Below are 15,570 nucleotides of genomic sequence, written 5' to 3'. Positions count from 1 at the left end.
TGCGTTCGGAATCCTGTTCGGCGAAAGGCGTGCCGACGGGTTCGGTCGCGATCGCGCCGACTCCGCGCCCCGGACGAAATACGCGCTCTGGACGAACCGCACAGCCTCCCAGGACAATCGTCGCTCGATTCCCGTCGCCGTCGGATACCCACCCCTTTGACCGCTCATTCGGCGAAATGCGGCAGACGGACCTCTTCACCCACCGGCACATCCTCCAAGCCCGGGAGATCTCGATGACCAACGACCCGTCCGCGCACCACACCGCCTCGTCGTCACCGGACGTCGACCCGCTCCAGGACGAGCGGACCGAGACCGCGGGCGGCGCGGCCGTCGACGGGAACATCCATGTCGGCTACTGGGACAGCGCCACGGACGACCGCTCCCTCGACCAGGCCACCGACCGGCTCACCGACCTCGTGGCGGGGCGGCTGGCCGCCGCACCCGGCCGGCGCCTGCTGGACGTCGGCTGCGGAACCGGGCGGCCGGCCCTGCGCATCGCCCGTGCCACCGGCGCCCAGGTGTCAGGGATCTCGGTCAGCCACGAGGACATCGACCTCGCCCGAACCCGGGCGGACGCCGCCGGGCTCGCCGACCGGGTGGACTTCCGGTACGCGGACGCCCGCGCACTGCCCTTCGACGCCGGGTCCTTCGACGGTGCCTGGGCGATCGAGTCCATGATGCACATCGGCGACCGGACCGCCGCCCTCACCGAGATCGCCCGGACCCTGCGACCCGGTAGCCCGCTGGTCATCACCGATGTGCTGCTCCGGTCGCCGGTCACCGGGGATGCCGCGGAGCTGGTCCGCCGGACCTGCCGGGCGTTCCAGTCCCCCTCGTTCCCCGAACCGGGGGAGCTCCGCACGGCTCTCGACCGCGCCGGTCTGGAGGTGGTGGACTTCGACGACATCGGAGAGCGGGTCCGGCGCACCTACCAGGCGTTCGCCGATGCCTTCGGCGATATCGAGCCCTCCGCCGACGACCCCCACTACGCGTTCTTCAACTCCACCCGCTCCCTCCCCCGGTTCGGTGCGCTCCCGCAGGTCGGCTACGTCTTCCTGGTCGCCCGCCGCCGGTGAACGGAGGACCCGCCCGCCCGGGGGCAGGGACCAGCGGCAAATCCGGCCAACATGTGCCACCGCGATATGTCCAACGGTGGCAAAAAAGAATGATCGCTCGGGTGAAGCGCGGCGAGGAAACACCTCACCCCACCGAGTGATCGGACCGGGACGGCAACCGGGTCACTCCTTCAATAGGTGACTTGATGCCGTGTCAAGAAGAAATTGAGGCGTCCGAAGCCTTACGTGACCCCATGCGCGGCACAGGGTTCCAGGTATTATTCAGGACGGAAAATCAGGCCCGTCAACAGGCGTGAGTCGGCGAAAAATTCTGGTTTCTCGAATTTTTCTTCGGACTGTTCGACTCCTTTTCTATTCTACACGGTACATGACGCAATCTCATGTGCAGGTGAAAGCGAGGGAAGAATGGTCAGATCGTTCCGCGAAAGAAGACGTGTGGCCGCAGGTGCGCCTGAGCCCGGTGAAGGGCTGATGTGACGCCGGCGAACCAACCCCGACGTGTGGTGGGCGCGCTGATCCGCGACCCGTACGACCGGATCTTCGTCCAGCGCCGCTCGGCCGGCCGACGCCTCTTCCCCGGGTGCTGGGACGTCGTCGGCGGAGCGGTTGAGGAAGGGGAGTCCCTCCAGGACGCGCTCCACCGGGAGATCGCGGAGGAGACCGGGTGGCGGCTGCGCCGCGTTCTCGCCCGGGTGGCGCACGGGGAGTGGGTGGCGGACGGAGTGCGGCATGTGGAGTCGGACTACGTCGTCGAGGTGGACGGGGACCTCTCCTCGCCCGAACTCGAACGGGACAAGCACACCGAGTTCGCCTGGATCACGGCCGGGGAGGTCTCGTTGCTCGACGAGAACGCACAGGTCGGAGGCGCCTTCATCAAGGACGTGGTGACCGCGGCGCACACCTGGCTCGCCGATGCTTCCGGGAAGAGCCGAAGAGTTCCCTGAATCCCCTGCTACCAGGAGTCCGACCGGAATCTCCGCGATCCCTTTCCGGCTGCCCGCATCATCCTCAGATATTCCGCGAGGAGGATATTCCGCATGTCCAGTGACAGATTGAAGAACGTGCGTTCGCGACCGCGAGTACTGGTGGTCGGATTTGCTGGACATCAAGGAAAGGAGTATCTGCCGATCGTACGGGAGAACGCGGATGTCGTCGGCGGCGTCGACCCCGCCCCGGCGGCCTCGTCACTCGCCGACGCGTGCGGATTCCCGCATTACGACGCCCTCGGTGAGGCACTCGAAAGGGTTGACTTCGACGTCGCCGTGGTCACCGTCCCGCACAGTGAGCATTTCCCGGTCTGTACGAAACTCCTCGCGCACGGCAGACACATCATCAAGGAAAAGCCGTTCGCCGTCACCGAGCAGGAAGCCCGGCAACTGATACACCTGGCGCAACGGGCCGACCGCAGCGTCTTCACCCTGCTGCAACGGAACTTCAACCCCGTTTTCCAGTTCGCCCAGGAGAATCTCGCCCGGATCGGGCGGCCCTACTGGTTCTCCTACGACTACCACTTGGACCTGGCCCATCCGACCACGGGTTGGCGCGCCTCCAGGGAGCAGGCGATGGGCGGTGTGCTCCTCGACATGGGCTACCACCTCATCGATGTACTCAGCGGAATGTTCCCCGTACCCGAACCCCCTCGGGTGCACTCCGTCTTCGTCCACCGCTACCAGGAGATGCGGGACCGCCGACTGGAGGATCTCGTCAGCCTCATGTGCAGCTACCCCTCGACGCGACTGGCGGGCTCGCTGTGCATCTCACGGCACAACTACGAGAAGGTCGAACACCTCTGCGTGCTCGGTACGGAGGGCGCGTTGAACGTCGCCCCCGGGGTCGCCGTCCTGCATTCCGTCGGAGGGCTGCCGTTGGAGAGCTTCACTTGGGAAGGTCCCCGGACCGACGCCGTGCGTTCCATGATCGCCCACCATCTGGGCCATCTGGACAACCGCTACTACCGGCAGGACCACCTTCAGCGTCAACTCCTCTCCGTACGCACGATCGACGGGATCTACCGTGACCGGTTACGCGAGCAGAACGAGCTCGCCGACCGGTGCGCCTGACAACAGGAGGGACCCATGACCACCGCCGAGCAACTCGCCCTCCTCGGAGGCGCACCCGTCATCGAACAGCCGCTGCCGCACGAAGTCTGGCCGCCCCCCGCCGACGAGGCGGAGCTGTCGGAACTGGCCCAGCAGCGGAACACCGACATCTCCATCAAGGGCAACAGCGGCCCCATCGGCCGACTCGAAGCCGACTTCCTCGCCTTCCTGGACGGCGGAGCCCGCTTCGCTGTCACCTTCAACTCCGGTACGAGCGCCCTCTTCGCCGCCTACTTCGCACTCGGTGTGCGCGAAGGCGTGGACGTCGTGGGCCCGGCACTCACCTACCACGCGGCGCTGAGTCCCGTGTTCGCGCTCCGCGGTGACGTGGTCCTGGCCGACATCGACCCCGACACCCGTGGTCTGGACCCCCGAGCACTGCAAGCCGCGCTCACCGAGCACACCAAGGTGATCACGGTCGTCCACCAGTGGGGCCACCCCTGCGACATGGACGCGATCCTGCGGATCGCCGAGCGACACGGGCTGCGCGTTCTGGAGGACTGCTCCCACGCTCATGGCAGCCGCTACAAGGGCAGGCCCGTCGGCACCTTCGGCGACGCCGCGGTCTTCTCCCTCCAGGCCAACAAGGCCGTCTACGCGGGGGAGGGCGGCATCCTCGTCACCAGCGACCCCCAGGTGCACGACCGCGCCACCCTCCTCGGGCACTACCGGGACCGCTCCCGGGACGCCGTCCTCGACGAGGACCTGCGCGCACACTGGGTCACCGGTTTCGGGCTGAAACTGCGCATGTCGCCGTTCAACGCGATCGTCGCCCGGCACGCGCTCGCGGCGTTCCCGGCACGCAAGGAGGCCCGGCACCGCTGTCTGCGCCACCTCGGCGGGCAACTCCGTGACGTGGCCTATCTGGAGCCGGTACACGTCGCCGACCACGTCGACATGGGCGCCTGGTACGGCTACAAACCGCTCTACCGGCCCGAGGCGCTGGGCGGCGTCCCCCGCTCCGTCCTCGTCGACGCGCTGCGCGCCGAAGGCATGGAAGTCGGCGCCCCCTCCGGCCCTCGGCTGTCGACCCTGCCGCTCTACGCCCGCCAGGACAACCCCCTCTTCCCCGGTACGTCGAAGAAGGGCATCGCAGCGGAGCGCGCCTCGCACGCGGAACACGTCGAGAAGCACGCGCTGTCCCTGCCCACCTTCACCAACTGGCCCGAGGACAAGACACTCATCGACCAGTACGCCGAAGCCTTCCGCAAGATCGGTCGTCACCGCGAGGCGCTCGTGCGGTACGCGGCCGGCCCGACCCGATGACCCGCACCACCGGAGAGGCGGAGACGATGACCGTCAAGGAGTCCCCCGAGACCGTGGCCCAGGTCCTCCAGCACGCCCTCGTGGGTGACGACCTGCCGGACTCCTTCACCCTGCTGGGGCGGGAATGGAGCCTGCACCGAGGCGTCTTCCCCAGCACCCTGAGCGCCGCGACCGAGGTGATGGCCTCGATCGTGCCCTATCCCGAGGGCGGCTCGTTCCTGGAGGTCGGCTGCGGCACGGGCGTCATCTCCGTGACCGCCGCACTCAACGGCTGCACATCCGTCACCGCGCTGGACATCAACGAGAAGGCGGTGGCCAACACGACCGCGAACGCCGAGCGGCACGGTGTGAGCGACCGGGTGCGCGTCCTCCACAGCGACATGTACACGGCCCTCGATCCCACGGACCGCTTCGACGCCATCTTCTGGAACGTGCCCTGGACCTATGTGGAGGACGACTTCTCGCTCTCCACCGATCTGCACTCCGCCGTCTTCGATCCGGGCTACCAGGGCCAGGCCCGGTATGTCGCCGGCGCCCATGAGCACCTGGCCGACGGTGGAAGGCTGCTGCTGGGCACGGCCGACCTCGGGGACCGCGAACGGCTCGACGCCGTCGTGGAGGAGGCCGGCCTGCGGGTCGAACTGCTGCGCCGGGTGCGCCGGATCGAGGAGGTCCGGGTCATGGAGTACCACATGCTCGAACTGCACGCGAAGTAGTCCGGCGGCCCGTGGCGCTCCACCCACATCGCCACGGACCGAGCCCCTGAAACCCACGAGGTGTGCAGTGAGGCGCCCCATGTCACGACAGGACGATCTCGAACTGGCCCTGCGACTCGGCGACATCGCCGACACCATCACCAGCCGTCGCTTCCAGGCCCTCGACCTGAGGATCCGGGAGAAGCCGGACCGTACGCCCGTGACCGACGCGGACACCGCCGTCGAGACGGCCGTACGCGAGGCACTGCGATCCGCCCGCCCCGACGACGCCTTCGCCGGGGAGGAGACCGGCGGCTCCGTCACGGCCGGGCGCACCTGGATGGTCGACCCCATCGACGGCACCAAGAACTTCCTGCGCGGCGTACCCGTCTGGGCCACACTGATCGCCCTGCTGGAGGACGGCACGCCCACCGTCGGCGTGATCAGCGCTCCCGCCCTGCACAGCCGTTGGTGGGCGGCGGCCGAACAGGGCGCCTGGCTGCGGCGCGGGCCGTCCGGCAGCGCCCCCCTGCCCCTGCGGGTCTCCGGCAACACCAGCCTCGCCGACGCCTACCTGTCCACCACCAGCACACGTACCTGGGACGTCTTCCACTCACGTGAGGCATATCAACGCCTGGCCGAAGAATGCTGGGAGGACCGTGCCTTCGGGGACTTCCTCCAGCACTGCATGGTTGCCGAAGGAACCCTCGACATCGCCGCCGAACCGGTCGTGAACCCCTGGGACATCGCCGCCGTGCACATCCTCGTGGCGGAAGCGGGCGGTGTCTGCACCGATCTCCTGGGCGCCTCGCCCCACCATGGCACCGGCGCGCTGTCCGCCAACCCGCGGCTGCACCAGCTCGCCCTGAAAGTCCTCTCGGCGGCAGCCGATCCCGGCGCCGTCTGATCCCGGCATCCCACTGTCAGGTCGGAAATTCGCAGAGAAACGGACCATCATGCTGATTCTTTCCCTCAAGGAAGGCCATGACGGGGCAATCGCGGCCGTCGAGGACGGGAAGCTGCTCTTCTCCCTGGAGGCGGAGAAGGACTCGTTCGTCCGCTACAGCGGTCTGACCGCCGAGGTGTTCGCCGTAGCGGCGGACCGGCTGGACAAACAGCCGGACGTCGTCGCCGTGAGCGGCTGGATCAAGGGGACCCAGGCCACCGACCAGCCCTCGCGCGCCGGCTACTTCGGTGTGGGCGCATCCGCGATCTCTGACGAGGCCGGCCGGTTCTTCGGGAAGGACGTGCGTCTCTTCTCCTCCACACACGAGCGCTCCCACATCATGACGTCCTACGGAATGTCGGCGTTCCGTCGTGACCAGCCCTTCTACAGTCTGGTGTGGGAGGGGAACATCGGCTCGTTCTACCGCATCGACGAGCACGGGAAGGTCACTCATCTCCAGGAGGTGCTCAACTACCCAGGAAACAAGTACTCCTACGGCTTCGCGCTCGCCGACCCCAAATACAGCTCGCACGAGGAATTCGTCCGTTTCCAGGACGCGGGCAAGCAGATGGCACTGGCCGGATTCGCCGAGAACCGGCCGGCGACCCGGGCGGAGCAGGAAGTCATCGACTTCGTACTCGGCCAGAGGGAGGTCATCACCGGCAGCCTGAAGGACCGGATGAGCGATTCCCCCTACTACAACGTCGGCGTGGAAACGGACGCCTACAAGAACCTCGCCGCCCGCCTGTCGAACGCCATCTTCGACCGGTTCCACACGTACGCCCAGGAGCATTTGACGGAGGGCTTCCCACTCCTCATCTCAGGAGGCTGCGGGCTCAACTGCGAGTGGAATCGTCGCTGGCGCGAGTGCGGGCTCTTCCCCGCGGTCTTCGTCCCGCCGTGCCCCAACGACAGCGGCTCCGCGATCGGGACCGCCATCGACGCCCAGCACTTCTACACCGGGTCGGCCGGCCTGGACTGGGACGTCTACGCGGGTGGCGAATTCGTCGAGGACATGGAGTTCGACCCGCGGCGCTACGAGATCCGCCCGCTGCGCCACGACGAGGTCGCCCGCCACCTCCGCGACGGGAACATCATCGGCTGGGTGCAGGGCCGTTGGGAGATCGGCCCCCGCGCACTCGGGAACCGATCGATCCTCGCCGCGCCCTTCACCGAGGAGACGACCGGCAGGCTCAACAAGATCAAGCAGCGCGAGGGCTACCGCCCCATCGCCCCGATCTGTCTGGAGCAGGACGCGGGCCGCTGGTTCGGCGGAGGGGTCCCCGATCCCTACATGCTGTACTTCAGCCAGGTCGAATCCAGCGAGCTGCGCGCTGTGACCCATGTCGACGGAACGGCTCGCACCCAGACCGTCGACCCGACGGCGAACCCGGCCATGGCCGAACTGCTGACGTCCTTCGGCGAATTGACCGGATTCAGCGTTCTGTGCAATACCTCGCTCAACTATTCGGGACGCGGGTTCATCAACCGCACCAGCGACCTGATCGCATACGGCGAACGCCACGGGCTGGACGGGTATGCGATCAACGGCACCTTCATCACCGTGCGACGGTGATGCGCCCGCTGCCGGGTCTCCTGCCGGTGAGGGTGGTCGGCGCGCCCTGGGTGATCAGCATTCCCGCGCCCTCAGGGAGCTGATGTTGTCGCTTCGGTGGTACTTGGCGGTATTGCCCTGCCAGGCCCCCACCGCCCATGTGGCGCCCTTGTAGTTGTTGTCCAGGTACGTACAGAAGATCTGTCCGCTTCGGTTCCACACCGAGGAGATCTTGTCGTTCATCCCGAAGTCGCTGAGCTTCTTGACGCCGTTCTGGAAGCGCACCATCTTGCCCTTTCCGCCTTCGTGCTCCCAGGCGCAGAACCAGCCGGCCGGGCAGTCCGCGTACGTCCTGGCGGTGGTCGGGGACGCCTGGGCGGTGGGAACGGCCGCCATGACGACCGCGGCGAGTCCCAGGGCCGCGCTGAGTGCTGCCTTCTTCATCTGTACTCGTCTCCTCGTGCTCCCGAAGGAGCGGTCCGGCCCTATGGGGCCGGGGTTCCGGGTGCGGGCGGTTGCCGGCGCCCGGTGGTGCGGGGTGCGGTGCGTGGAGTCGGTGTCCTCGCCGGTGGTACGGGTATTCGTGTTCCGCGTGATGCGCGCATGGGTGTCCTCTCCGTGGTACGCGGGGTCACGACCGCCGCGTCGGGAACGGGCTTGCCGCCTCATGATGGGCCAACAGGGCGGGCGTATGCGACATTTCACGATGGCCCTACCAGAATCCGCCCAAAGTTTTCGAGTCGCGATCGCCCTTCCGGCGAACAGGGAGCCTGCCGGATCCGCGTCCCGTCGCCGGTAGGGCTTGCGGAGCGGCCGACGGCTCCATCCCTGCGCGGGAAAGTCCTGTCCACTCCCTTGACGTGAGTCCGCCCGGGGTCGAAGGTGCTCGTTAATGCGCATTACTAATGCGCATTAACGAGCGATGACGCCCCTCGGGCGGTCGTCCCGCGCGGTCCCGCGCGTCCCGAGAAGGAGTGCCGGTGGAGGAACCACGCAAGCGAGCCAGGCCGGGACGCGCCCCCGCGCCCCCGGGCGGCCGCACCTCACGGCCGCGTCAGGCCGAGGTCGCGCGGCTGGCCGGAGTCTCGCAGGCCACGGTCTCGCTGGTGCTCGGCGGCAGGAAGCAGGGCGTGGCGATCACGGCGGAGACCCGGCAGAAGGTCCTCGACGCGGCCCGGAGCCTCGGCTACGTGCCCGACCCGGCGGCCCGCAGACTCGCCGCCGCGCGCAACGACCTGCTCGGCGTGTTCAGCTTCACCGCGACCTTCCCCACCGACGTGCAGCACTCGTACTACCCCTTCCTGGTCGGGGTGGAGCGGGAGGCCGCCGCCCGCGGCTACGACCTCGTGCTCTTCACCGGCTCCAGCTCCGGCGGCGCCGGGGCCGGCGGACCGGACGCGCTCGGCCGGGTCCGGCTCGCCGACGGCTGTCTCTTTCTCGGGCGACACGCGCCCACCGAGGAGCTGCGGCGCCTGGTCGCTGACGGCTTTCCCGTCGTCCACCTGGGCCGCAGGGACGAACCGGAGGGCCTCGCCTGGGTCGGCGCCGACTATGTGAGCGCGAGCCACGAGGTCGTCACCCGGCTCGCCGCGCTGGGCCACCGGCGCTTCGTGCTGATCCGCGAGGACGACGACGCGCCCGCCTCCACCGACCGTGAACACGGCTTCCTCAAGGGACTGGAGAGCGCCGGACTGCCCGCGGGCCCCGACGCGGTCTTCCGCACCGCCGACCCCGCGCGCACCCTCACCCCCGAGCGGCTGCGGCGCTGGCTCGACGAAGGCGTGACCGCCTTCGTCGCCGAGGAGACCGACACCGGCAGCCCGTGGCGGGCCCTGCGCGCCGCCGTCCACGCGGCCGGTCTCGACTGCCCCGGCGAGCTGAGCCTCGCCCTGCTCGGCAGCCCGCCCGCCGACCTCGCGGCCCAGGCGGTCCCCACCGGCTTCGACATCCCCCGGCCCCAGCTCGGCGCCGCCGCCGTACGGCTGCTCGCCGCCCTGGTCGCGGGGGAGGACGCCGAAGAACCGCTCGTCGTCTGCCCGTTCAGGGCCGGCGCCACGGCCGGAGCACCGCCCCACCACGCCTGACCCGTACGACCGCCTCACCACGCACCACAAGGAGAACCGTGATCAGCCAACCCGACATCCTCGTCGTCGGCGGTGGACTCGGCGGCGTCGCCGCCGCCCTCGCCGCCTGCCGCGCCGGCCGTACGGTCGTCCTCACCGAGGAGACCGACTGGATCGGGGGCCAGCTCACCTCCCAGGCGGTCCCGCCGGACGAGCACCCATGGGTCGAGCAGTTCGGTGTCACCGCCTCCTACCGCGCGCTGCGCGAGGCGATCCGCGGCTACTACCGCGACTGGTACCCGCTGCGCGCCGAGGCCGCCGCCCAGCCCGCCCTCAACCCCGGCGCCGGCCGCGTCAGCAAGCTGTGCGCCGAGCCCCGCGTGGCGCTCGCCGCGCTGGAGGCACTGCTCGCCCCGCACCGCTCCGCCGGCCGGCTGACCCTGCTCACCGAGCACCGCCCGGTGGCCGCCGAGACCGACGGCGACACCGTACGGTCCGTCACCCTGGAGGGTCTGCGCGGCGGTGGCCGACGTACCTTCACCGCCCCGTACGTCCTCGACGCCACCGAGACGGGCGAGCTGCTGGAGCTGGCCGGGGTCGAGTACGCCCTCGGCGCCGAGTCCCGCGCCGAGTTCGGCGAACCGCACGCCCCCGAGCAGGCCGACCCGCTCAACCAGCAGGGCATCACCTTCTGCTTCGCCCTCTCCCACCACGAGGGGGAGGACCACACCATCGAGAGGCCCGCCGACTACGACTTCTGGCGTGCCTACACACCGGACTTCTGGCCCGGCCCGCTGCTCGGGCTCCTCGCGCCCGACCCGCGCTCGCTGGAGGCGGTGGCGCGCACCTTCGTACCGAACCCGGACATCGACCCGCTCGCCGTCAGCGCGGACCAGTCCGCCGACGCGGGCGACAAGGAACTCTTCGGCTTCCGCCGCATCCTGGCCAGGAAGCTCCACCGGGACGGGGCCTTCGACTCCGACATCACCCTGGTCAACTGGCCCCTCAACGACTACTGGCTCAAGCCGCTGATCGGCGCCGGTGAACGGACCGCGGCCGAAGCGGTCCGCGAGGCCCGGCAGTTGTCGCTGTCCCTCCTGTACTGGCTCCAGACCGAGGCCCCGCGCCCCGACGGCGGCACCGGCTTCCCCGGGCTGCGGCCGCGCCCCGACGTCATGGGCACCGAGGACGGCCTCGCGAAGGCCCCGTACGTACGCGAGTCCCGCCGGATCAAGGCCGTCACGACCGTCACCGAGCACGACGTGGCGATCGACCTCGTCGGCCCCACCGGCGGCACCCGCCACCGCGACGCGGTCGGCGTCGGCAGCTACCGCATCGACCTGCACCCCTCCACCGGCGGCGACAACTACATCGACATCGGCTCCGTGCCCTTCGAGATCCCGCTCGGCGCACTGATCCCGCGCCGTACGCGCAACCTGCTGCCCGCCGCGAAGAACATCGGCACCACCCACATCACCAACGGCTGCTACCGGCTGCACCCCGTGGAGTGGAACATCGGCGAGGTCGCCGGCGCGCTCGCCGCCCACTGCCTCGACGAGGGCGTCGCACCGTACGAGGTGCAGGCCGAGGAGAAGCGCTTCGACACCTTCGCAGCCCTGCTGGAGCGGGCCGGAGTCGAACGCCACTGGCCGCGGGTGCGCGGCTACTGAACCCCACCGGAGACCGGGAAGCAGCACGGCGCGCCCGGTCTCCCGAGGGCGGGACGGCCGGACGGGAGCAGCTCCACCTGCCCCGCCCGGCCCAACCGCCCGCGTCAGCGCCGACCCAGCACAAGGAGGTGCCCGGACATGAACACCCACCGCATACGCGTCGGCATCGACGTGGGCGGAACCTTCACCGACGCCGTGGCCGTGGACGCCACGACCCTCGACCTGCTCGGGCAGGTGAAGGTTCCCACCAGCCACCATCATCAGGACGGGGTCGCCCACGGCATCGTGGAAGCGCTCGGCCGCCTGCTGGACCGGACCGGACACGCCCCTGAGGACGTCGCCTTCCTGGCCCACGGCACCACACAGGCTACCAACGCCCTGCTGGAGGGCGACGTGGCCACCGTCGGACTGCTCGGCATCGGCACCGGAGCCGGGGCGGCCTTCACCCGCCGCCTCGCCTCCCTCGCCAAGCTCGAACTCTCGCCCGGCAAGCGGCTCCCGCTGACCTACGCGCACATCGCCGACCCCGGGGACCGGGCCGCCGTCGAGTCCGCCGTCGACACGGCGGCCCGCGGCGGCGCCCAAGTCCTCGTCGCCACACAGCCGTTCAGCGTGGACCGCCCCGAAGGGGAGGACGCGGTACGGGAGGTGGCCGCCGAGCGCGGTCTGCCGATGACCGCCGCCCACGACATCACCTCGCTGTACGGTCTCCAGAAGCGCAGCCGCACCGCCGTCGTCAACGCCGCGATCCTGCCGAAGATGTTCGCCACCGCCGACCTCGTGGACGCCTCCGTCACCAAGGCCGGTGTCACCGCCCCGCTCATGGTGATGCGGTGCGACGGCGGTGTCATGTCACTCGACGAGATGCGCCGCCGTCCCCTGCTGACCGTGCTGTCCGGGCCCGCGGCCGGCGTCGCCGGGGCGCTGATGCGTGAACGCGTGAGCGAGGGTGTCTTCCTGGAGACCGGCGGCACCTCCACCGACATCAGCGTCGTACGCAGGGGCAAGGTCGCCGTGCGCCACGCGACCCTCCTCGGCAGATCCTCCTACCTCTCCGCGCTCGACGTACGCACCGTCGGCGTCGGCGGCGGCTCGATGATCCGGATCGGCGGCGGGAAGGTCACCACCGTCGGCCCGCGCAGCGCGCACATCGCCGCACTGCCCTACGCCTGCTTCGCCTCCGCCGACGACCTCGCCGGAGCACGGCTCGCCACCGTCAGCCCGCTGCCCGAGGACGCCGCGGACCATGTCGTGCTCGACGCCGCGGGCGGCCGCTACGCGCTCACCCTGACCTGCGCCGCCAACGCCCTGGGCCGGGTCCCCGAGGGCGACTTCGCGCGCGCCGACCGGGAAGTGGCCCGCGCCGCGCTCGCCCCGCTGGCGGCCGCGCTCGGCACCGACGTCGACACCGCCGCCACCCAGGTGCTGGACGCCGCGATCGCCCAGGTCGCAACCGTCGTGGACGCCATGATCGACGACTACCGCCTCGACAAGGACACCGTCCAACTGATCGGCGGAGGAGGAGGCGCCGCCGCCGTCACCCCGCACCTGGCCGCCACCTCCGGCCACGAGGGCCGTATCGCCGCGCACAGCGAGGTCATCAGCCCCATCGGGGTCGCCCTCGCCCTCGTCCGCGAACAGGTCGAGCGGATCATCCCCGGCGCCGGCCAGGAGGACATCCTCGCGGTGCGCTCCGAGGCCGAACGGGCCGTCGTCGCCCAGGGCGCCGTCGCCGACGCCGTCGAGGTGGAGGTCACCGTCGACCCGCAGACCAACACCGTGCGCGCCGTCGCCACGGGCGCCACCGAACTGCGGACCCGGGACCGCGCCCACCGCGCCGACGACGCCGAACGGCTCCGGCTGGCCGCCGCGAGCCTCAAGGTCCCCGAGGACCGGGTCGACCTCCTCGCGGGCACCCCCGCCTACACCGTCTACGGCACCGAACTGCGCCGCAGACTGCGCCGCGTACGCCGGCCCGTGCGCGTGGTCGACGCCGACGGCGTGGTCCGGCTGCACGCCCCCGACGCCCGGGTGAGCACCACCACCGTCGCCGCCGCGCAGGGCACCCTCGCCGCACTCGTCGGCGAGGCCACCGCCTACGGGGACGGCGGGGTACGCGCCCCCGCGCTGCGGCTGCTCATCGGCTCCCGCATCGCCGACCTCTCCGGGGTGCTCGACCCGGGGGCCCTGCTGGCGCTGGCCCGCACCGAGATGGAGGGCCGCCCCGGCGACGAGCCCGTCGTCGCCGTCGTGGAGGAGCGGTCATGACCCGCCCCACCGCCAACGTCACCGCCACCGCCACCGCCACCGCGCGGGCGGCCGGCCTCGCCGCCGTCGACGACATCGAGTACGGCGCGCGCTTCCTCGGCTCCCTCTCGCTGCACGAGGGCCGCGACCCCGCACTGCTGCGCCACTGGGCCGCCACCGCCGCCGCGTTCGGCGCCGCCCTGCCTCCCGCGGGGACGCCCGCACCGCCGCGGATCGTGGAGCGCGACGGCGGCCTGGAGCGCGGGCTCCTCGCCCGCTACACCTCCCGGCCCCCCACCGTCGAGCTGTACACCGACTCCGTCGCCGCGGCGGAGCGCCTGGTGACCGCCCACGGCTGGCGGCAGTGGTTCCCGGCCGGCTCGGTGCGCGCCGCCGCCCTCGCCCACGAGAGCGTCCACGAACTGCTCCACCACGGTCCCGGGCGCACCGCGCTCAAGAAGGCCCTCGGCCACACCGCGCTGCGCCTCGGGCGCCTGCGGGTCCTCGCCCATGTCGCGGGCGCCGACGAACTCGCCGCGCACGCCTACGCGCAATCCGTCTGCGGCCTGGGCCGCACTCCGCTCCTGCTGTCCGCCGCCCTGGCCGCGTCCGCCGCCCCGGCAAGAGAGAAGTGAGTCATGGGCATCGTCATCCTGATCATCATGGCGGCCGGTGTCGCCGCGATGCTCACCAAGAAGCTCCCCACCGCCTTCGCGCTCGTCCTGCTCGGCGTGGTCATCGCCCTGGTCTCGGGCGCCCCGGTCACCGGCGAGAACAGCGTCTTCGACACGGTCCTCCAAGAGGGCGCCCCCATGCTCGCCGCGACGATGATCGCGATCCTGCTGGGCTCCTGGCTGGGGAAGCTGCTCGACGAGACCGGCATCGCCGGCACCCTCGTCCGTAAGATCGTCGAGTTCGGCGGCGACCGGCCCACGGTCGTCGCGCTCGGCGTGCTGATGGTCTCGACCCTCATCGGCACCGTGACCGGCTCCGCGCCCGCCGCGATGCTCGCCGGCATCATCGGCATCCCCGCCATGATCGCCGTCGGCATCCCCAAGGTGACCGCCGCCGGGACGATCCTCATGGGCATCGCCGCCGGCATGCCCTTCGAGCTGCCCGTGTGGCAGTTCTTCTCCAGCGCCCTCGACCTGCCGGTCCCCGAGGTGCGCGACTTCATGATCAAGCTCTTCCCGTTCGCGCTGACCGGCGCCGTCCTGTTCGTCCTCGTCGAGTCCCGCAGGCGCGGGGTCGAACACGCCTGGGCCTTCCGTACGGAGGAGCCGCGCACCCGGGCCGGAAAGCGGCGCGCCCTCCTCGGCGACGCCCCCTGGTACGCGCTGCTCACCCCGGCCGTCCCCCTCGTCCTGGCCCTCGGGTTGGAGATCGCGATCATCCCCTCGCTGCTCGCCGGGGTCCTCTACGCGCTCGTGACGACCACCCGCCCACGCGACATGAACCGCCGGTTGCTGCGCACCCTGTACAACGGCTTCGAGGTGGCCGCCGCGCCCATCACCCTGTTCGTGGCCATCGGCATCCTGCTCGCGGCGGTCAAGCTCCCCGGTGCCGTGACCGCGCTCGAACCCCTGGTCAAGGCGGTCAGCCCGCAGAACCCGGTGCTGTTCGTCGTGGTCTTCACGGCGCTGGTGCCGCTGTGCCTGTACCGCGGACCGCTCAACGTGTACGGCCTCGGCGCCGGCATCGCGGGCGTCCTCATCGCCGCCGGGATCTACCCGGCCGTCGCCGTCCTCGGCCTCACCGCCTCCTACAACCAGGTCTTCGGCGTCGCCGACCCCACCAGCACCCAGACCGTGTGGAGCGCGCAGTACGCGGGGGTCGGCCCCCAGCAGGTGATGGCGCGCACCCTGCCCTACGTCTGGTTCGTCGCCCTCGGCGGTTTCTGCGTCACCGCGGCCACCGCCCTCTGACCGCTCATCCCCGGCACGGCCAACGTCA

Annotated in this window: 13 protein-coding genes; 12 read left to right on the top strand and 1 reads right to left on the bottom strand. The window is 70.5% G+C overall.

Annotated elements, in window-relative coordinates; all coding sequences use genetic code 11:
• The first annotated feature begins 176 nt into the window (after positions 1–176).
• The 7 genes from ACIO3P_RS07015 (at position 177) to ACIO3P_RS06985 (ending at position 7,658) form a co-directional block, all read left to right on the top strand.
• On the top strand, positions 177–1,076 hold the full coding sequence (locus tag ACIO3P_RS07015) for an SAM-dependent methyltransferase (protein WP_401848676.1): 900 nt from the start codon (positions 177–179) through the stop codon (positions 1,074–1,076).
• Positions 1,077–1,549: 473 nt separating this feature from the next.
• The gene (locus tag ACIO3P_RS07010) at positions 1,550–2,020 is read left to right on the top strand and encodes an NUDIX hydrolase (RefSeq protein WP_401848677.1); all 471 of its coding nucleotides are present in this window, start codon (positions 1,550–1,552) and stop codon (positions 2,018–2,020) included.
• A 141-nt stretch (positions 2,021–2,161) separates the two neighbouring features.
• Positions 2,162–3,136, top strand: a complete 975-nt coding sequence (locus ACIO3P_RS07005) for a Gfo/Idh/MocA family protein (RefSeq protein ID WP_401848678.1) — start codon at positions 2,162–2,164, stop codon at positions 3,134–3,136.
• 15 nt (positions 3,137–3,151) lie between these two features.
• Positions 3,152–4,441, top strand: coding sequence for a DegT/DnrJ/EryC1/StrS family aminotransferase (locus ACIO3P_RS07000; protein ID WP_401848681.1), 1,290 nt, complete (start codon positions 3,152–3,154; stop codon positions 4,439–4,441).
• Positions 4,438–5,157, top strand: coding sequence for a methyltransferase (locus tag ACIO3P_RS06995; protein WP_401848683.1), 720 nt, complete (start codon positions 4,438–4,440; stop codon positions 5,155–5,157). Before ACIO3P_RS07000 ends, ACIO3P_RS06995 begins: the two co-directional genes overlap by 4 nt.
• 79 nt (positions 5,158–5,236) lie before the next feature.
• On the top strand, positions 5,237–6,043 hold the full coding sequence (hisN, locus tag ACIO3P_RS06990; protein ID WP_401848685.1) for a histidinol-phosphatase: 807 nt from the start codon (positions 5,237–5,239) through the stop codon (positions 6,041–6,043).
• A gap of 49 nt (positions 6,044–6,092) precedes the next feature.
• Positions 6,093–7,658, top strand: coding sequence for a carbamoyltransferase C-terminal domain-containing protein (locus ACIO3P_RS06985; RefSeq protein WP_401848686.1), 1,566 nt, complete (start codon positions 6,093–6,095; stop codon positions 7,656–7,658).
• 54 nt (positions 7,659–7,712) lie between these two features.
• Here the strand turns inward: ACIO3P_RS06985 and ACIO3P_RS06980 are convergent, their stop codons facing one another.
• On the bottom strand, positions 7,713–8,081 hold the full coding sequence (locus ACIO3P_RS06980; RefSeq protein ID WP_329827780.1) for a peptidase inhibitor family I36 protein: 369 nt from the start codon (positions 8,079–8,081) through the stop codon (positions 7,713–7,715).
• Positions 8,082–8,617: 536 nt separating this feature from the next.
• Here ACIO3P_RS06980 and ACIO3P_RS06975 point away from each other — a divergent pair.
• The 5 genes from ACIO3P_RS06975 to ACIO3P_RS06955 all read left to right on the top strand — a co-directional run bounded on the left by ACIO3P_RS06975 (position 8,618) and on the right by ACIO3P_RS06955 (position 15,542).
• Positions 8,618–9,721, top strand: a complete 1,104-nt coding sequence (locus ACIO3P_RS06975; protein ID WP_401848688.1) for a LacI family DNA-binding transcriptional regulator — start codon at positions 8,618–8,620, stop codon at positions 9,719–9,721.
• 38 nt (positions 9,722–9,759) lie between these two features.
• On the top strand, positions 9,760–11,370 hold the full coding sequence (locus ACIO3P_RS06970) for an FAD-dependent oxidoreductase (protein ID WP_401848690.1): 1,611 nt from the start codon (positions 9,760–9,762) through the stop codon (positions 11,368–11,370).
• A 138-nt stretch (positions 11,371–11,508) separates the two neighbouring features.
• Positions 11,509–13,638 carry a hydantoinase/oxoprolinase family protein gene (locus tag ACIO3P_RS06965; protein ID WP_401848691.1) on the top strand — a complete coding sequence of 710 codons (2,130 nt, stop codon included), beginning with the start codon at positions 11,509–11,511 and terminating at the stop codon, positions 13,636–13,638.
• Positions 13,635–14,252, top strand: a complete 618-nt coding sequence (locus tag ACIO3P_RS06960) for a hypothetical protein (RefSeq protein WP_401848693.1) — start codon at positions 13,635–13,637, stop codon at positions 14,250–14,252. Before ACIO3P_RS06965 ends, ACIO3P_RS06960 begins: the two co-directional genes overlap by 4 nt.
• Before the next feature lie 3 nt (positions 14,253–14,255).
• Positions 14,256–15,542, top strand: a complete 1,287-nt coding sequence (locus ACIO3P_RS06955) for a TRAP transporter large permease subunit (protein WP_329827774.1) — start codon at positions 14,256–14,258, stop codon at positions 15,540–15,542.
• Positions 15,543–15,570: the final 28 nt, after the last annotated feature.

Origin of the sequence: Streptomyces sp. NPDC087310, assembly GCF_044744405.1 — a bacterium.
GTDB lineage: Bacteria > Actinomycetota > Actinomycetes > Streptomycetales > Streptomycetaceae > Streptomyces.
Note: the sequence above shows the minus strand (reverse complement) of the source record. Positions and strands in the feature narration are given on the sequence as shown.

Coding starts and splice junctions, on each gene's coding strand:
- ACIO3P_RS06995 (WP_401848683.1), top strand. CDS start 4,438: ATGACCCGCACCACCGGAGAGGCGGAGACGATGACCGTCAAGGAGTCC.
- ACIO3P_RS07000 (WP_401848681.1), top strand. CDS start 3,152: ATGACCACCGCCGAGCAACTCGCCCTCCTCGGAGGCGCACCCGTCATC.
- ACIO3P_RS06980 (WP_329827780.1), bottom strand. CDS start 8,081: ATGAAGAAGGCAGCACTCAGCGCGGCCCTGGGACTCGCCGCGGTCGTC.
- ACIO3P_RS06985 (WP_401848686.1), top strand. CDS start 6,093: ATGCTGATTCTTTCCCTCAAGGAAGGCCATGACGGGGCAATCGCGGCC.
- ACIO3P_RS06960 (WP_401848693.1), top strand. CDS start 13,635: ATGACCCGCCCCACCGCCAACGTCACCGCCACCGCCACCGCCACCGCG.
- ACIO3P_RS06965 (WP_401848691.1), top strand. CDS start 11,509: ATGAACACCCACCGCATACGCGTCGGCATCGACGTGGGCGGAACCTTC.
- ACIO3P_RS07015 (WP_401848676.1), top strand. CDS start 177: ATGCGGCAGACGGACCTCTTCACCCACCGGCACATCCTCCAAGCCCGG.
- hisN (WP_401848685.1), top strand. CDS start 5,237: ATGTCACGACAGGACGATCTCGAACTGGCCCTGCGACTCGGCGACATC.
- ACIO3P_RS06955 (WP_329827774.1), top strand. CDS start 14,256: ATGGGCATCGTCATCCTGATCATCATGGCGGCCGGTGTCGCCGCGATG.